This is a genomic window from Bradyrhizobium sacchari (assembly GCF_002068095.1).
Lineage (GTDB): Bacteria > Pseudomonadota > Alphaproteobacteria > Rhizobiales > Xanthobacteraceae > Bradyrhizobium > Bradyrhizobium sacchari.
The window spans coordinates 50,651-66,705 of sequence record NZ_LWIG01000009.1; the positions used below are offsets into that span (position 1 = coordinate 50,651).

The following is a 16,055-nucleotide window of genomic DNA, read 5'->3' on the forward strand; positions in this document are numbered from 1 at the left end:
TTTTTTCATGATTGCACGCCGCCGAGTGCCCCTCGCGTGGAGGGCTGATCCGGGGTAAGGACCAGGGAACCTCCCGCCGAGGGCTTCTGGCCGCTCGAAAAGGCCCAGCCCCTGCTCAAAAATACTGTCGAGAAACCGGGCAGGACTGGAACCCCGCCGCAAGCACCACGATTAACCACTCTGGCCCGGGGGTTGCAGGTGCATGCCCGTAATCGGCCCAGCGGGTTGGCTTTGGCCCAAGCTTTGGTGTAAAGCTGCGCGGAGTGTGGCTTTTTGTTAGCCTTGACGTGGGCACCGATTACCAACGACAAGCGCTTCAAATTGCTAATGAAATTGGCTGGGACGGACGAAGCCGATCTAAGTGACAGGGATCACAGAGACTGAACCGGAGCGCACCTAAGCTCACCTAAGCTTGAAGACGGGGCTTTGCCCCAAGCAGGTGGCTCCGGCGGTTTAAGGACTCGCGCTGCGCCGATATTGTGCAAACCCATCGCGCACCGGAACGATCTTCCGGCGCTGACAAATTGGAAATCGCCGTGAACGCATACAGTAAGACGCCGCTTCTCGACACCATCCGGACGCCGGAAGACCTGCGCAAGCTCAAGATCGAGCAGGTTCGCCAGGTCGCCGACGAGCTGCGGCAGGAGACCATCGACGCCGTCTCCGTGACCGGCGGTCACTTCGGCGCGGGCCTCGGCGTGGTCGAGCTCACCACGGCGATCCATTACGTCTTCGACACGCCGCGCGACCGCCTGATCTGGGACGTCGGCCACCAGGCCTATCCCCACAAGATCCTCACCGGCCGGCGCGACCGGATTCGCACGCTGCGCACCGGCGGCGGCCTGTCCGGATTCACCAAGCGCAGCGAGAGCGATTACGATCCGTTCGGCGCGGCGCATTCCTCGACTTCGATCTCCGCCGGCCTCGGCATGGCCGTGGCGCGCGACCTCTCCGGCGGCAAGAACAACGTTATCGCCGTGATCGGTGACGGTGCGATGTCGGCGGGCATGGCCTATGAAGCCATGAACAACGCCGGTGCGATGAACTCGCGCCTGATCGTCATCCTCAACGACAACGACATGTCGATCGCGCCGCCGGTCGGCGCCATGAGCGCCTATCTGTCGCGGCTCTACTCCGGCAAGACCTATCGCACGCTGCGCGAGGCGGCCAAGCAGATCAACAAGCGCCTGCCCAAGATCATCGCCAACCGCGCCAACCGCGTCGAGGAGTACTCGCGCGGCTTCATGATGGACGGCGGCACGCTGTTCGAGGAGCTCGGCTTCTATTATGTCGGCCCGATCGACGGCCACAACCTCGACCATCTGCTGCCCGTGCTGAAGAACGTGCGCGACATGGAGGAAGGCCCGATCCTGGTTCACGTCGTGACGCAGAAGGGCAAGGGCTACGGCCCGGCAGAAGCGTCCGCCGACAAGTACCATGCCGTCGTCAAGTTCGACGTTGCGACCGGCACGCAGGCCAAGGCCAAGCCGAATGCGCCGGCCTATCAGAACGTGTTCGGCCAGAGCCTCGTCAAGGAAGCACAGAAGGACGACAAGATCGTCGCCATCACCGCGGCGATGCCGTCCGGCACCGGCGTCGACATCTTCAACAAGGCCTTCCCCGACCGCACCTTCGACGTCGGCATTGCCGAGCAGCACGCGGTGACGTTCGCGGCGGGTCTTGCCAGCGAGGGCTACAAGCCGTTCTGCGCGATCTACTCGACCTTCCTGCAGCGCGGCTACGACCAGATCGTGCATGACGTCGCGATCCAGAACCTGCCCGTCCGCTTCGCCATCGACCGCGCCGGCCTTGTCGGCGCCGACGGCGCGACGCATGCCGGCTCGTTCGACAACGCCTATCTCGGCTGTCTGCCCAACATGGTGATCATGGCGGCGGCGGACGAGGCCGAGCTCGTGCACATGGTGGCGACCCAGGTCGCGATCGACGACCGTCCGAGCTCCCTGCGTTATCCGCGCGGCGAAGGCCGCGGCATCGAGATGCCCGAAGTCGGCATTCCGCTCGAGATCGGCAAGGGCCGCATGATCCGCCAGGGCAGCAAGATCGCCCTGCTCTCGTTCGGCACGCGCCTCGCCGAATGCGAGAAGGCGGCCGACGAACTCGCCGCCCACGGCCTGTCGACCACGATCGCCGATGCGCGCTTCATGAAGCCGCTCGACACCGAGCTGGTGCTCAAGCTCGCCCGCGACCATGAGATCCTGATCACGATCGAGGAAGGCTCGATCGGCGGCTTCGGCTCGCATGTCGCGCAGTTCCTGACCGATCAGGGCGTGCTCGACACCGGCATGGTCAAGTTCCGCGCGATGGTGCTGCCCGACGTGTTCCAGGACCACGACACGCCCGCCGCGATGTACGGCCGCGCCGGTCTCGACGCCAAGGGCATCGTCGCCAAGGTGTTCGAGGCGCTCGGCAAGGACGTGAAGGCCGAGACGGTCAAGCTGGCTTGAGCCCTCGCGACAGACGCTGACCCCCACCTCTCCCATCGGGAGAGGTGTTGCACCGCGCTTCGCATCCGGCAGACCGCACCCATGAAAATCTATCTGGCAGGTCCCGACGTGTTCCTGCCGGATGCCGTCGAGATCGGCCGACGCAAGGCTGAAATCTGCGCTGGCTTCGGGCTCACCGGCCTTTATCCCCTCGACAACGTCATCGACCTTGCCGCGCCCGACGCCTCGCGGCAGATCTTTTGCGGCAACGAGGCGATGATGGATGCGGCCGATGCCATCATCGCGAACCTGACGCCGTTCCGCGGCGCCGGCGCCGATCCCGGCACCGTCTACGAGCTTGGCTACATGGCCGGCCGCCGGAAGTTTTGTCTGGCCTATTCCAACGATGGCGCTGTCTATGCCGACCGTGTCGGTCGCTTCATGGAGGTCACCTCCGAAGACGAAAGGCTGGTCGATGCCCAGGGGCTGACGGTCGAGGACTTTGGCCTCGTCGATAACCTCATGATGATCCATGCGCTGGAGCTGCATGGCTGCCCACTGGTGACGCCGGCCACCATGCCTATCGATGTCTGGCACGATCTCGCCGCGTTCGAGACTTGCGTCCGGATGGCGGCCGCGCGATTGATCGTTACATAAGCGCCAGTCCCTCTTGAGAGAACCGATGTCCCCTGCCCGCAAGCGCGCGGATGTTCTGCTGGTCGAGCGCGGCCTGTTCGAGAGCCGGGCACGGGCGCGCGCGGCCATCGAGGCCGGCCTCGTCACCGCCGACAACAAGCAGGTTTCCAAACCGTCGGAGACGATCGCCGAGGACGCGGTGATCCAGGCCGAGCCCGCGCACCCCTACGTCTCGCGCGGCGGCGTCAAGCTCGCGGGCGCGCTGGAGCGCTACCCGATCGAGATCGAGGATCATGTCTGCCTCGACGTCGGCGCCTCCACCGGCGGCTTCACCGAGGTGCTGCTTGCCAACGGCGCGAGCCTGGTGTTCGCGGTCGATGTCGGCACCAGCCAGCTGCATCCTTCGCTGCGCGGTCATCCCAAGATCGTGTCGATGGAGGAGACCGATATTCGCGCCTATGACGGCAAGCGCCTGCCGGCGCGGCCGGATATTGTCGTCATCGATGTCAGTTTCATCTCACTCAAGAGCGTGCTGCCCGTGGCGCTGTCGCTGGCGGCCGCACCGATGAGCCTGCTGGCGCTGATCAAGCCTCAATTCGAGGCTGACAGGAAGCGCAACAAGAAGGGCATCATCCGCGACGCCGCCGTGCATCAGGCGATCTGCGACGACATCGCGGCCTATGCGTCCTCGCTCGGCTGCACCGACATCGAGGTGTTCCCCTCCTCGATCGCCGGTGGCGACGGCAACATCGAATTCTTCCTGGGCGCGCGCCGTGGTTGAGCGCTTGACCATCGATCATGTCGGCCATCGCGGCGACGGCGTCTCGCTCACGGCGGGCGATGCCGTCTACGTGCCCTACACGCTTGGCGGCGAGACCGTCGAGGTCGACCACGTCGCAGGACACCATCCCGACCNAGCCGTTCTGTCCGCATTTCGGCGTCTGCGGCGGCTGCGCCATCCAGCACTGGGCGGCCGAGCCCTATCATGCCTGGAAGCGCGGCATCGTGGTCGAGACGCTGGCGCAGGCCGGCATCGCATGCGAGGTGGCGCCGCTGGTCGATGCCCATGGCGTCGGGCGCAGGCGCGTCACGTTGCATGGCCGCTTCGGCACGCACGACATCCTCAAGGTCGGCTTCTCGGCGACGAGCTCGCACGACGTCATCCCGATCCATCGCTGCCCGATCCTCGATCCCGCACTCGAAGGCGCGCTCGATGCCGCCTGGGCTATCGCCGAGCCACTAACGTCGAAAATGCCGGTGACCAAGCCGCTCGACATCCAGGTCACCGCCACCATCAACGGCCTCGACGTCGACGTGCGCGGCTCCGGCCCGCTGCCGACGCCGCTCGTCACGGCGCTCTCGCGCGTTGCCGAGCAGCATCGCCTGGCGCGGCTGACGCGCCACGGTGAGCTGGTGCTACAGCGCCTCGCGCCGACGGTGAAGATGGGCCGCACTGAAGTGACGCTGCCGCCGGGCTCGTTCCTGCAGGCGACCGTCGCGGGAGAAGACACGCTGGCCGCGCTGGTCGCGGGGCGCGTCGGCAAGGCCAAGGAGGTTCTCGACCTCTTCTGCGGCGTCGGGCCGTTTGCATTGCGGCTCGCCGAGAAGGCACGCGTCACCGCCTATGACAGCGATGCCGGCGCGATCGCCGCGCTCGCAAAGGCAGCGCGCACGCCGGGGCTCAAGCCGATCAAAGCCGAGCCGCGCGACCTGTTCCGCCGGCCTCTGGTGCCGCCGGAGCTGCGCGATTTCGATGCCGTCGTGTTCGATCCGCCGCGCCAGGGCGCGCAGGCGCAGGCGCTGAAGCTTGCCGCGAGCAAGGTGCCCGTCGTGGTGGCAGTGTCCTGCAACGTCGCGACCTTCGCCCGCGACGCGCGGCTCTTGATCGATGGCGGCTACAAGATCGAGACCGTGGTGCCCGTCGACCAGTTCCGCCACACGCCGCATGTGGAATTGGTCGCAAAGTTTACAAGGTAGTCTTTTGTTTGAGCATGACGGGTTCGGGAAACCGCTACGCACTTCGCGCTAACGCGGCCCTCCGAGGCCGGGTCTAGCGCCGAAGACCACCGAGCGCCGGTGACTCGCCGGGCAGCATGTTCGACCTGATATCGCTGTCCATGCGGCCCGAGTCCTGCTGGGTGAACCCGGCCCCGAACGACAGGCTGAGATTGGAGGTCGGCTTGAACTCGACGCCCGCGAATGCGCTGTATCCCGGTGCGGCGCCAGGGGTCAGCGGCGCAATCGAGCTGCCGATGCCGTTGCCATATTTCAGCGTGTCGAATCCGGCAAAGAAGGTGACGGGCAAGCCGCCCGCCGTCTTGGTGTTGTAGCCGAACTGCGTGCTGTCATAGGAGAGCGCGCTGAAATTGCCGGCGAGGCCAGTCTGGCTGAGGCCGCCCCAATTCAGGTTGCCGCGCTGGCTGCCGACGAAGAAGCCGTTGGCAAAATTGGTGCGCCCGCCTGCGTCGCCGGCATTGAAGCTCGGAAAATTGCCGTAAGCGTCGGAGCTCTGGCCATCGCTGCCGCCATAGCCGAAGGCCCCACCCGGAATCCAATATCTCAGGGGTGCGACTTGCGCATGAGCGGGCGCTCCGCAGAAGCAGAGCGCGGCGAAGAGGATTGCGAGACGAAAGGAACGTGCAAGGCTCGGCATTCAGGCGACCGTCAAAAAGCTTGCAAATTATACGCCCGTGAGCGGGCGAATACCAGCGACGTGGCGCCGGCGACCGCGCCATCCAGTTCCCAATCACCTCTTCCTGACGCGTTGAACCTCCTCTGGGTCGGATTGACCCATTGAAAGGGCGCGCGCAAGCTGGCGCCCGCGCTTTGATTGCGCAGACCTTTGAAAATGCCCGTCATTGCATGGAGGCTATCATGGAGGTCAATTCCGACAGGTTGAATGCCTTTATGGGCAAGATGATCACCGAGGTGGGGGCGGCGATGAACGCCTCGCTGGTCCTGCTGGGCGACAAGCTCGGCCTTTACCGCGCCCTCGCCGCCAAGGGGCCGATGAACTCCGCCGAGCTCGCCAGCGCCACCGGGACAACCGAGCGTTATGTCCGCGAATGGCTCTCGAGCCAGGCTGCATCCGGCTACGTCGAATATGATGCCGGTTCAGGAAAATTCTCGATGCTGCCGGAGCAGGCGATGGCGCTTGCCGACCAGGACAGCCCGGTGTTCCTCGGCGCGGTCGGCAATGTCATTGCCGCGGCGTTTCTCGACGAGCCGAAGATCACGGACGCGTTCAAAAGCGGCAAGGGTGTCGGCTGGAACCGGCGCAGCGAGTGCCTGTTTTGCGGCACCGCCCGCTTCTTCCGCACCGGCTACATGCATCATCTGGTGCAGGAATGGCTGCCCGCACTCGACGGCGTCGTGGACAAGCTGAAGCGCGGCGCAAAGGTCGCCGATGTCGGTTGCGGCCACGGCGTCTCGACACGGCTAATGGCGGAGGCCTTCCCCAACTCCCGCTTCTACGGCTTCGACTATCACGAGGGCTCGATCGAGGCGGCGCGCAAAGCGGCCAACGAAGCCGGACTCGGCGACCGGGTCTCCTTCGCGGTTCACTCGGCCAAGTCCTATCCCGCCGAAGGCTACGATCTCGTCTGCTTCTTCGATTGCCTGCACGACATGGGCGATCCCGTCGGCGCCATCAGTCACGTGCGCGAGACCATGGCCAAGGACGGCACCTGCATGCTGGTGGAGCCGTTCGCAGGCGATCGCCTCGAGGACAATCTCAATCCGGTCGGCCGCGTCTACTATGCAGCGTCGACCATGATCTGCACGCCGGCCTCGCTCGATCAGGAAGTCGGCCTGGCGCTGGGTGCACAGGCGGGTGAAGCACGGCTGCGCAAGGTCGCGCGCGAAGGCGGCCTGTCGCGCTTCCGCCGCGCCGCGGAAACACCCTTCAACCTGATCCTGGAGGCGCGGATCTGACCTTTCTCATACAGTCGCGTGGCGCCGGCATACGGCCATGCCGGTGCCGCAGCCTCGCGCCGCACCGACGACAATGCCGTCATTTACGAGCGCAGCGAAGCAATCCAGACTGCCTCTGCGGAAGGACTCTGGATCGCTCGCTGCCCTTGCAATGACGGTGTGGATGCAGCGCCGCGGAGGCGCGCGCTCGGCGCGCTCAGGCGGTCCTGTCGACAGACGACGATGTATCGGCCGGCGGATATTTCGTCACCGGCACCATGAAGGATTTTCTGCCGACCTGGTAGATGATCTTGCCGTTCTTGCCGTCATCGGTCGCGATCTGCGCCTGGCCGAACATGATGACGTTGTTGTAGACGTAGCCGGTGCCCTGGCGGGTGACACCGTCGGTGGTGACGCTGACCTGCGCCTCCTTGCCGTTGACGGAGAGAACCTTGAAGCTCGCGCTCTTGCCGTTGTCGCTGGAATAGCCGCCCCAGCTTCCCATCAGGCGACTGTCGGACGCCGGCGGGTCCTGCTTCTCGAGGTTGGCGGTCTGCTTGCCGGCACCGCCGACCGAGAACAGGAGCACCATGTTCTTGCCGTCCTTGGTGCCGACCGTGACCCCGCCGAAGGTGATGAGCGTCCCCCTGACCTCGCCAAACCCGCGCTCGGTGTGGCCGTTATGGGTGTACTCGACCTGCGCCCGGGCACCGCGGATGTTCACGACCTTGAAGTCGACGGGCTGGTTGTTGCCCACCCAATTGCCCTTCCAGTCGCCAACCAGAGCACTCTGGTGATACAGCCGCTCGTTGGCGGGCGAAATCTGGCTGGTGCTGGATGTGACGATGGCCATTGGGTTGCTCGGAGACGGGTCGGACGATCCCGCTTTCGCTTGCTCGCCGGCCAGTCAGGATGGCGGCCGGAAACAAGCAGAGACAATCCGATTAGGCCTGCGCCCCGGTTAACGAGCGGTTAAATTCAACCGCCGGATGAGATGGGTAAAAGATCTCACCTCAGGTGCGCCTAGCGTCCCCAGCGGTCCGACCAGATCTTCTCGCCGATCAGGCAGTTGACGCGCGGCTCCTTGTCCTTGTCGGCAACGCGCACCACGGGCCGCTCCGGCGTGCGGCCGGCGACCTCCATCAGCAGCTTGGTACGGATCGCCTCCTTGAACTTGTCGCGGTCCTTGATCGCGATGACGAAGGAGCCGGGACCGCCGACGACGCAGTCCTCATAATAGTAATCGAGATTGTCGATATCCATGGTCGAGTAGGACGGCTCCTTGACCATGATCGGCAGGCCGTTGATGACGATGCCCTTCTCGAGCGCGGCGTCGCGCGCCACCGTGACCGGGCCGCCGTTGTTGTTTGGGCCGTCGCCCGAGATGTCGATGACGCGGCGCAGGCCCCGATAGGGATCCTCGTCGAACAGCGGCATGGCGAAGGTGATCGCGCCGGAGATCGAGGTGCGCGAGGCGCGCCGGATCGGCGTCTTCAAGATTTCGGCGGCGACTGCATCCGCGGTCTCCGGTCCGTCGACCAGCCGCCAGGGAATGATGATCTTCTGGTCGGTGGAGGCGGCCCACTCGAAATAGGTCACCGCGATCCGCCCGTTCGGACCCATCTTCAGCGCCTGGAGAAATTCCTTCGACTGGATCGCCTGCGCGTAGCCCTCACGCTGGATCGCCAGCTCGTCCATGTCCATGGAGTAGGACACGTCGACCGCGAGGATCAGCTCGACATCGACCGTCTGCGCATCCTTGTCCGCCGCCAGCCGCTGCGGCTCGCTCCTGGGCGGTTCAAACTTCGGCCCTGGCCCAGCCAAGCCCGCGACGTCCGCTCCGGCAAGCACGCCGGCCACCAGCACAGCCCCGATCGAGAACAGCAAGCGCATCGCAGTCTCCCGTCGTATGACGCGATGGTGACATGCAATCGCCTTGCCGCAAAGTGCGAAGATCGCCTGCGCTTCACATTCGAGTTAGGAATTCGTGTGCACTACGCAAAGCTGCCGCCGTGTTGCCGCGCTTGCGTCACCGGAACACGTGCGGTCGCCGGCCAGAGTCCTCACTTCGCGAGCGCCGGGCTGACGGCGGCGAACGTGGGGTGCACGTCCGCCCACTTGTCCGGCACGATTTCCATGCTAGGCTGACCGCACAGATGGGGATGGAGTCCCCCGACAACCGCCCGGCGGCCTTGAACCCGAATCTTGGACCGTAGTGGGCTGATGACTCCTGCTTGAGGTGGGGCAATCATTGAGCCTCCGCCTTTGGCGGGAGCATGGACAAACCCGCCGATGGCGGGTTTTTTGCTGCCTGAAAGCGGGAGACGGAGAAGGCGTGACGACGACACCGAATGCTGTGCGCAGCGGGCTGCCCCGGGGGATCTGGGTGCTCGGCTTCGTCTCGATGCTGATGGACGTCTCCTCCGAGATGATCCACGCGCTGCTGCCGGTCTATCTCGTCACCGTGCTCGGCGCATCCACGCTCACGGTCGGCTTCATCGAAGGCATTGCGGAGGCCACCGCATCGATCACCAAGATCTTCTCCGGCGCACTGTCGGACTGGCTCGGCCGCCGCAAGCTGCTCGCTGCGCTCGGCTATGGCCTTGCCGCGCTGACAAAACCGCTGTTCCCGCTCGCGCCGAGCGTCGGGTGGCTGGTGGCGGCGCGCTTCATCGACCGCGTCGGCAAGGGCATCCGCGGCGCGCCGCGCGATGCGCTGATCGCCGATATCGCCCCGCGCGGCCTGCGCGGCGCGAGCTTCGGCCTGCGCCAATCCCTCGACACCATCGGCGCCTTCGTCGGGCCGCTCGTCGCGATCGGCCTGATGTGGTGGACGGCGGACAATTTTGCCCTCGTGTTCTGGTTCGCGGTGCTGCCGGCCTTTCTCTCGTTCGCTTTGATCGCCTTTGCCGTCAACGAGCCGGACCCGGACCCGAGCCGGGAGCCTGCGAAAAATCCGCTCAATCTCGCGGCGATGCGGCAGCTCGGATCGGTCTACTGGCGCGTCGTCGCGGTCGGCGTCGTATTCACGCTCGCCCGCTTCAGCGAGGCATTCTTGATCCTGCGCGCGCAAAATATCGGCCTCAATGCGATGTGGGTGCCGGCGGTGCTGGTGCTGATGAACATCGTCTACGCGCTCTCCGCCTATCCGGCGGGCGTGCTGTCGGACAGGATCAACCGGACCGGCCTGCTTGCGGTCGGCCTCCTCTTGCTCGCCGGCGCCGACCTTGCACTCGCGCTGCTGCCGAACCTTGGTGGCCTCGCGCTCGGGGTGGTGCTGTGGGGACTGCATATGGGATTGACGCAGGGCCTGCTCTCGGCGCTCGTCGCCGATGCCGCACCGCCGAACCTGCGCGGCACCGCATTCGGCTATTTCAACCTGTTCACAGGGCTGGCATTGCTGGCGGCGAGCGTGATCGCAGGCGCACTGTGGGACGCCTACGGCCCGGCCGGCACGTTCTTGGCCGGGCTCGGCTTCGCACTGGTGTCGCTCGCGGGACTGCTTGCCGTCGGCAACGGGCTTGCAACGGAGGGCAAACGATGACGGGAGGCGGTTCGTCGTGCTGAGCGGAGTGATCGCAATCATGATCGGCAGCGTGCTGGGCGGCTGTGCGCGCTACTTCGTCTCCGGCGCCATCGCGCGACGGCTGGGCGAGACGTTTCCGTGGGGCACCATGACCATCAACGTCACCGGCGCCTTCCTGATCGGCATCTTCGGCGCACTTGCGACCCATCCGGGCTCGGTCTTCGCCTCGCCCAATCCCTGGCTGTTCGCGGTGACCGGATTCCTCGGCTGCTACACGACAGTTTCCTCGTTCAGCCTGCAAACGCTGACGCTCGCCCGCAATGGCGAGCCGATCCATGCGCTCGGCAATATCGTGGCCTCGGTCGGACTGTGCCTCACCGCCGTGAGCTGCGGCTTCCTCCTCGCAGATGGTTTGGGGGGCTAAGCCAGATGAACGCCCCCTCCGCCGAACGCTGGCGCAGTGCGGTCCTCTATGCCTGGGTTTCCGCGGGCAGCATCGTCGGCGGCCTGACGCGCTATCTGGTCGGACTCGCGCTCGACACCGGGCCAGGCTTTCCCACCGCGACGCTGTTCATCAACGCCACGGGCTCGCTGATCATCGGCTTCTATGCGACGCTGACCGGCCCGGACGGCCGCGTGCTGGCGCGGCCCGAGCACCGGCAATTCGTCATGACCGGATTCTGCGGCGGCTACACCACCTTCTCCGCCTTCAGCCTGGAAACCTTCCGCCTGGTCCATGGCGGCATGAAGTACACCGCGCTCGCCTATGTCGCGTCCTCCGTCGTCTGCTGGCTGGTGTCGGTGTGGGCCGGGCATATGATGGCGAGCCGCTACAACCGCTTGAAAAGGAGCTGACCATGCAAATTCCCAATCAGGCAGTTTCGCTCCGCATCTTCATCGGCGAGAGCGATCATTTCGACGGCAAGCCGCTTTACGAAGCAATCGTGATGAGGGCGCGCGAGCTGCACCTCGCCGGCGCCACCGTGCTGCGTGGTCCCATGGGCTTCGGCAAGTCGAGCCGGCTGCACACCTCGAAAATCCTGCGCCTCTCGGAGGACCTGCCGCTGCTGATCGAGATCGTCGACAGCGAGGACAACATCAATGCATTCCTGCCCATCCTGGACAGCATGATGTCGAGCGGGCTGATCACCTTGGAGAAGGTACGGGTCCTGCAATATGGTGGGAGGGCCGCGAGCTGATTGCTTCCGGCCGGAAACCTTTGGCCCGCCGTGTCCAGGAGGCGGAATGAACGACACCGTCACCAAGCCGAAAACCAGGACGAAGACCAAGGTCGAGCGGCCGCGGCTGCACAAGGTCATCCTGATCAACGATGACTACACGCCGCGCGAATTCGTCACCATGGTGCTGAAGGCCGAATTCCGCATGACCGAGGATCAGGCCTACAAGGTGATGATCACCGCGCACAAGCTCGGCACCTGCGTGGTCGCCGTGTTCACCAAGGACGTCGCCGAGACCAAGGCGACGCGCGCCACGGATGCCGGACGCGCCAAGGGCTATCCACTGCTGTTCACGACCGAGCCGGAGGAATAGGCCACCCGCGCCTCCCGACTTTGCATTCCCGCCGGAGATCGCCGACAATGCCGCAAAACCGGCGCAGGCCGGACGACAAGCAAAGTGGGGAAACGACGGAAGTGGGGATATCAATAAGAAGCTTCGCGACAAGAGGCCGACTGGTCCTGACACTGGCGACGATCACCTTCTTCGCCACCGGCACGGCACAGCGGCGGAACGGGTCCGCATCGGGCTGTTGAAGCTCTCCTCGGCAGCCCCGTTGTTCCTTGCCAAGGAGCGCGGCTATTTCGAGCAGGAAGGGCTCGAGGCCGATCTGAAATTCTTCGATGCCGCCGTGCCGATCGCGGTAGCCAGCGTCTCCGGCGATATCGACATCGGTTTCACCGGCTTCACGGCCGCGTTCTACAACCTCGCAGGCAAGAGCGGACTGAAGGTGGTTGCCGGCACGGCGCGCGAGGCATCCGCCTTCCAGAACACGGCCTACGTCGCCTCCAGACGCGCTTATGATTCGGGCCTGAAGAGGCTGAAGGACTTGCCGGGCCACTCCGTCGGCATCACGCAAGTCGGCTCGACTTTCTATTATTCGCTCGGCCTGGTCGCCGACAAGCTGAAATTCGAAGTGACATCCGTCCGGGTCGTTCCGCTGCAATCGCTGCCGAATGTCGCCGCGGCCATCAAGGGCGGCCAGCTCGACGCGGCGCTCACCGCCACGACCACGATCAGCCCGGTGGTCGCCTCCGGCGACGCGATCGTGCTCGGCTTCGTCGGCGACGAGACCCCCTGGATGCTCGGCTGCGTCGTGGCTTCGACCGCAATGATCGAGAAGAACCGCAAGCTGGTCGAGAAGGTGCTGGCCGTCTATCGCCGCGGCGCCGACGACTATGCGCGCGTGCTGTTGAAACGCCATGCGGACGGCAAATTCGTCCGCAGCGAGGAAGGTGACGCGATGCTTGCGATCATCTCCAAATACACCGAGCAGAAGGTCGAGCAGCTCCGCATCGGACTGTCGGTCGTCGACCCCGCGTTCGACAGCGCCGACGTCGCCCGGCAGATCGCCTGGTTCAAGCGCCAGAAGATGATCGAACCCGATATCGATGCCGAGAAGATCATCGACAAATCCTTCGTTCCGGACCGGCCGACGGCGCCGAAATGACTGATGACAACGACAACAAGAACAGGGAGACGGACTGAGGCGCGCGCAGCCAACAACGGTGGCCGCAGCTCTCGGCTCAGCCGACCGGCGCGATCGTCGGTTTGAGCGCGCTCATGCCATCACCACCGGCGTCTCTTCAGCCAGCCCATACACACGCTGCGCCTTCGAGAACCCCGCGATCGGAAACTCGCCGAGCGCGCGCCAGTCGTGGCGGCAGGCCTTGGCGAAGACTTCCGACACCACGACGGTGCGCCCCAGCCTGCCCGCGATCTTCTCCAGCCGCGCCGCGAGATTGACGGCGGGACCGATGCAGGTGAAGTCGAGGCGGTTGCCGCCGCCGATATTGCCGTAGAGGATGTTGCCGACGTGGAGCGCGACGCCGAAGCGGAAGCGCTCGACGATGTCGCCGATCGGAAAGGCGAGCGCCTCGACGCTGGTGCGGGATTCGCGCGCGGCCTCCAGCACGCGCGCGCACACATGGGCGGCATCACCGACATATTCGTCGATCGGGAACACCGCGAGCAGGCCGTCGCCCATGAATTTCAGCACCTCGCCGCCGTGACCGCGGATCGCGGTGACCTGGCAATCGAAATACTGGTTGAGGATCTCGACCACGGTCTCGGCCGGGAGCCGGTCCGACAGCGCGGTGAAGCCGCGCAGGTCCGAGAGCCAGATTGCGGCCTGCATGGTGTCGTTGTGGCCGCGTCGGATCTGGCCGCCGAGAATGCGCGCGCCTGCACGGTTGCCGACATAGGTGTCGAGCAGCATCTCGGCGGTGCGGCGCAGGCTGATGATCTCGCTGACGCGCGCGAGCGGCGTCACGATGGTCCGGATCGCCGCGATGTCGTCGTCGCTGAAGCCGCCGGGACGCCGCGTGACCCAGCTCGTCGCATGGATCGAGCCGTCCAGATACGGCATCGGCATCGCGACATAGTCGGTCACGCCTTCGGCGCGCATGTCATCGAGAAACGGAAACCGCTTGCTGTCGGGGTCGTCCATTCGCCCCCGGACCTCCAGCCCCTCCTCGAACACGATCCGGAGCGGGCTCTTGGCGAATTCGGGCGTATCGAGAATCTCGAAATCGACGGTGCCGATCTCGACTTCCTGGCCCTGCCGCCAGATGAAGTTGCGGCCGAAGATCTCCGGATGCAGCGTGCGGATGAAGATGCCGAAGCGCCACAGCGGCAGGCCGGCCTCGACCAGATGTTCGCACACATCGGCGATCATCTCGGCCGGGGTCCCGGACGACCTCGCGCCGTCGATCAGCCAATTGGTGATGCGCTGGAGCTCGGAGTTTTGCATGTGCGCATTTGCGGACGAAGTTGCAGCGACGTCAAGCTGCGCGGTGGGCTGGTACTGCGACACGAAGGCTTCCAGCACCGTTTCCTCACCTCTCCCCAGCAATCCGGGTGAGGGGCCGCAGCATACAGTGACAGCGTAACCCCTCACCCGGATCGCATCTTTGATGCGATCCGACCTCTCTACGGGAGAGGTGAAAAAACTCAGCGGCCGACCTGTCCGCGATCCCGAATGAAATGATCGGCCAGCACGCAGGCCATCATGGCCTCGCCGACGGGGACGGCGCGGATGCCGACGCAGGGGTCGTGGCGGCCCTTGGTGAAGATCTCGGTATCAGTGCCCTTGCGATCGACGGTGAGACGCGGCTGGAGGATCGACGAGGTCGGCTTCACCGCAAAGCGCACCACGATCGGCTGTCCCGTGGAGATGCCGCCCAGCACGCCGCCCGCATGGTTAGACAAAAAGCGTGTGCCGTCATTGCCGGTGCGCATCTCGTCGGCGTTCTCTTCGCCGGTGAGCTCGGCAGCGCCAAAACCGGCGCCGATCTCGACGCCCTTCACCGCATTGATGGTCATCATCGCGCCCGCAAGATCGGAATCGAGCTTGGCGTAGATCGGCGCACCGAGGCCCGCCGGCACGCCTTCGGCGACGATCTCGAGCACCGCGCCGATCGAGGAGCCGCTCTTGCGGATGCCGTCGAGATAGGTCTCGAAGAAGGCGGCCTTGTCCTTGTCCGGACAGAAGAACGGATTCTTGGCGATCTCGTCCCAGTCCCACTTGTCGCGGTCGATCTTGTGCGGACCGATCTGCACCAGCGCGCCGCGCACCTTGACGTCGGGCAGCACTTTGCGCGCGATCGCACCGGCGGCAACGCGCATCGCGGTCTCGCGCGCCGAGGAGCGGCCGCCGCCGCGATAGTCGCGCAGGCCGTACTTCGCCTCATAGGTGAAGTCGGCATGGCCGGGGCGAAACTTGTCCTTGATCTCGGAATAGTCCTTCGAGCGCTGGTCGGTGTTCTCGATCAGCAGCCCAATCGGCGTGCCCGTCGTCACCTGCACGCCGGTCTCCGGATGCGCCATCACGCCGGACAGGATCTTCACCTGGTCCGGTTCCTGGCGCTGGGTGGTGAAGCGCGACTGGCCGGGACGGCGGCGGTCGAGATCCTTCTGGATGTCCGCCTCGGTGAGCGGGATCATCGGCGGGCAGCCGTCGACCACGCAGCCGATCGCCACCCCGTGGCTCTCGCCGAAGGTGGTGACGCGGAACATGTGGCCGAAAGTGTTGAAGGACATCGCTGCTCGCTGGTTCGGTCCGGCGTGTCGTAACGCGCGGGGAGCTGGGGGTCAAACCGGTTACCCCGTCATTCCGGGATGGTCCGAAGGACCAGACCCGGAATCTCGAGATTCTCAGGTGCGCAAGGGCGCACCGGAGTTCGCCCTGCGCACCGCCCTGGAATGAGTGGGAGGGGCTTAACTAAACTTCTCCAGCCGCCCGTCCCGGAACACGTAGACGGCGCCCTGCTCGATATAGAGCTCGGCGGCGCTGGCGGGGG

At 65.2% G+C, this 16,055-nt stretch carries 16 protein-coding genes, 1 pseudogene and 1 riboswitch; of the genes and pseudogenes, 11 read left to right on the plus strand and 6 right to left on the minus strand.

Translation table 11 applies throughout. The features are described from left to right. Nucleotides 1-536: 536 nt before the first annotated feature. The 4 genes and pseudogenes from dxs to A5906_RS12860 all read left to right on the plus strand — a co-directional run. A complete protein-coding gene (dxs, locus tag A5906_RS12845) occupies nt 537-2,465 on the plus strand; it encodes a 1-deoxy-D-xylulose-5-phosphate synthase (RefSeq protein WP_080135705.1) in 1,929 nt (642 codons plus the stop codon). 81 nt (nt 2,466-2,546) lie between these two features. Further along, nucleotides 2,547-3,101 (plus strand): nucleoside 2-deoxyribosyltransferase, encoded by a 555-nt coding sequence (locus A5906_RS12850; RefSeq protein WP_080135577.1) that lies wholly within the window; start codon nt 2,547-2,549, stop codon nt 3,099-3,101. A 25-nt stretch (nt 3,102-3,126) separates the two neighbouring features. Beyond that, nucleotides 3,127-3,861: a TlyA family RNA methyltransferase gene (locus A5906_RS12855; RefSeq protein ID WP_080135578.1), complete on the plus strand. Its 735-nt coding sequence runs from the start codon at nt 3,127-3,129 to the stop codon at nt 3,859-3,861. A gap of 135 nt (nt 3,862-3,996) precedes the next feature. Beyond that, nucleotides 3,997-5,057, plus strand: a pseudogene (locus A5906_RS12860) (class I SAM-dependent RNA methyltransferase); the annotation flags it as partial. A gap of 73 nt (nt 5,058-5,130) precedes the next feature. Here A5906_RS12860 and A5906_RS12865 read toward each other — a convergent pair. Together A5906_RS12865 and A5906_RS43500 are read right to left on the minus strand one after the other, a co-directional pair. Continuing rightward, on the minus strand, nt 5,131-5,733 hold the full coding sequence (locus A5906_RS12865) for a hypothetical protein (RefSeq protein WP_080135579.1): 603 nt from the start codon (nt 5,731-5,733) through the stop codon (nt 5,131-5,133). A gap of 11 nt (nt 5,734-5,744) precedes the next feature. After that, a complete protein-coding gene (locus tag A5906_RS43500; protein WP_210189977.1) occupies nt 5,745-5,939 on the minus strand; it encodes a hypothetical protein in 195 nt (64 codons plus the stop codon). 15 nt (nt 5,940-5,954) lie between these two features. Here A5906_RS43500 and A5906_RS12870 point away from each other — a divergent pair, with 15 nt between their 5' ends. Continuing rightward, nucleotides 5,955-7,013: a class I SAM-dependent methyltransferase gene (locus A5906_RS12870; protein ID WP_080135706.1), complete on the plus strand. Its 1,059-nt coding sequence runs from the start codon at nt 5,955-5,957 to the stop codon at nt 7,011-7,013. A gap of 196 nt (nt 7,014-7,209) precedes the next feature. Here the strand turns inward: A5906_RS12870 and A5906_RS12875 are convergent, their stop codons facing one another. Both A5906_RS12875 and A5906_RS12880 read right to left on the minus strand, forming a co-directional pair. Further along, nucleotides 7,210-7,845 (minus strand): hypothetical protein, encoded by a 636-nt coding sequence (locus tag A5906_RS12875; RefSeq protein WP_080135580.1) that lies wholly within the window; start codon nt 7,843-7,845, stop codon nt 7,210-7,212. 170 nt (nt 7,846-8,015) lie between these two features. Further along, on the minus strand, nt 8,016-8,885 hold the full coding sequence (locus A5906_RS12880) for a DUF1194 domain-containing protein (RefSeq protein ID WP_080135581.1): 870 nt from the start codon (nt 8,883-8,885) through the stop codon (nt 8,016-8,018). Nucleotides 8,886-9,141: 256 nt separating this feature from the next. Next, nucleotides 9,142-9,232, plus strand: a riboswitch (Fluoride riboswitch). A 95-nt stretch (nt 9,233-9,327) separates the two neighbouring features. On the opposite strand from A5906_RS12880, the gene A5906_RS12885 reads away from it, so the two are divergent. The 6 genes from A5906_RS12885 (at nt 9,328) to A5906_RS12910 (ending at nt 13,204) form a co-directional block, all read left to right on the plus strand. After that, nucleotides 9,328-10,536 carry an MFS transporter gene (locus A5906_RS12885; protein WP_136615192.1) on the plus strand — a complete coding sequence of 403 codons (1,209 nt, stop codon included), beginning with the start codon at nt 9,328-9,330 and terminating at the stop codon, nt 10,534-10,536. 16 nt (nt 10,537-10,552) lie between these two features. After that, nucleotides 10,553-10,942 (plus strand): fluoride efflux transporter CrcB, encoded by a 390-nt coding sequence (gene crcB / locus A5906_RS12890; RefSeq protein ID WP_080135582.1) that lies wholly within the window; start codon nt 10,553-10,555, stop codon nt 10,940-10,942. Nucleotides 10,943-10,947: 5 nt separating this feature from the next. Next, nucleotides 10,948-11,373 (plus strand): fluoride efflux transporter CrcB, encoded by a 426-nt coding sequence (gene crcB, locus A5906_RS12895; protein ID WP_080135583.1) that lies wholly within the window; start codon nt 10,948-10,950, stop codon nt 11,371-11,373. Nucleotides 11,374-11,375: 2 nt separating this feature from the next. Next, complete coding sequence (locus tag A5906_RS12900; protein WP_080135584.1) at nt 11,376-11,717, plus strand: DUF190 domain-containing protein; 342 nt, start codon at nt 11,376-11,378, stop codon at nt 11,715-11,717. Between the two features lie 46 nt (nt 11,718-11,763). Next, nucleotides 11,764-12,069, plus strand: coding sequence for an ATP-dependent Clp protease adapter ClpS (gene clpS, locus A5906_RS12905; protein ID WP_080135585.1), 306 nt, complete (start codon nt 11,764-11,766; stop codon nt 12,067-12,069). A 217-nt stretch (nt 12,070-12,286) separates the two neighbouring features. Continuing rightward, nucleotides 12,287-13,204 carry an ABC transporter substrate-binding protein gene (locus A5906_RS12910; protein ID WP_245326711.1) on the plus strand — a complete coding sequence of 306 codons (918 nt, stop codon included), beginning with the start codon at nt 12,287-12,289 and terminating at the stop codon, nt 13,202-13,204. Between the two features lie 111 nt (nt 13,205-13,315). On the opposite strand, the gene A5906_RS12915 is transcribed toward A5906_RS12910, so the two are convergent. Next, nucleotides 13,316-14,506, minus strand: a complete 1,191-nt coding sequence (locus tag A5906_RS12915) for an adenylate/guanylate cyclase domain-containing protein (protein ID WP_080135708.1) — start codon at nt 14,504-14,506, stop codon at nt 13,316-13,318. A gap of 200 nt (nt 14,507-14,706) precedes the next feature. Next, nucleotides 14,707-15,795: a chorismate synthase gene (gene aroC, locus A5906_RS12920; protein WP_080135586.1), complete on the minus strand. Its 1,089-nt coding sequence runs from the start codon at nt 15,793-15,795 to the stop codon at nt 14,707-14,709. Nucleotides 15,796-16,055: the final 260 nt, after the last annotated feature.

What these genes read in the sequence shown, in the direction of transcription:
- A5906_RS12850 (WP_080135577.1), top strand. Translation starts at nt 2,547, where the DNA reads ATGAAAATCTATCTGGCAGGTCCCGACGTGTTCCTGCCGGATGCCGTC.
- A5906_RS12855 (WP_080135578.1), top strand. Translation starts at nt 3,127, where the DNA reads ATGTCCCCTGCCCGCAAGCGCGCGGATGTTCTGCTGGTCGAGCGCGGC.
- A5906_RS12865 (WP_080135579.1), bottom strand. Translation starts at nt 5,733, where the DNA reads ATGCCGAGCCTTGCACGTTCCTTTCGTCTCGCAATCCTCTTCGCCGCG.
- A5906_RS43500 (WP_210189977.1), bottom strand. Translation starts at nt 5,939, where the DNA reads ATGACGGGCATTTTCAAAGGTCTGCGCAATCAAAGCGCGGGCGCCAGC.
- A5906_RS12870 (WP_080135706.1), top strand. Translation starts at nt 5,955, where the DNA reads ATGGAGGTCAATTCCGACAGGTTGAATGCCTTTATGGGCAAGATGATC.
- A5906_RS12875 (WP_080135580.1), bottom strand. Translation starts at nt 7,845, where the DNA reads ATGGCCATCGTCACATCCAGCACCAGCCAGATTTCGCCCGCCAACGAG.
- A5906_RS12880 (WP_080135581.1), bottom strand. Translation starts at nt 8,885, where the DNA reads ATGCGCTTGCTGTTCTCGATCGGGGCTGTGCTGGTGGCCGGCGTGCTT.
- crcB (WP_080135583.1), top strand. Translation starts at nt 10,948, where the DNA reads ATGAACGCCCCCTCCGCCGAACGCTGGCGCAGTGCGGTCCTCTATGCC.
- A5906_RS12900 (WP_080135584.1), top strand. Translation starts at nt 11,376, where the DNA reads ATGCAAATTCCCAATCAGGCAGTTTCGCTCCGCATCTTCATCGGCGAG.
- clpS (WP_080135585.1), top strand. Translation starts at nt 11,764, where the DNA reads ATGAACGACACCGTCACCAAGCCGAAAACCAGGACGAAGACCAAGGTC.
- A5906_RS12915 (WP_080135708.1), bottom strand. Translation starts at nt 14,506, where the DNA reads ATGCAAAACTCCGAGCTCCAGCGCATCACCAATTGGCTGATCGACGGC.
- aroC (WP_080135586.1), bottom strand. Translation starts at nt 15,795, where the DNA reads ATGTCCTTCAACACTTTCGGCCACATGTTCCGCGTCACCACCTTCGGC.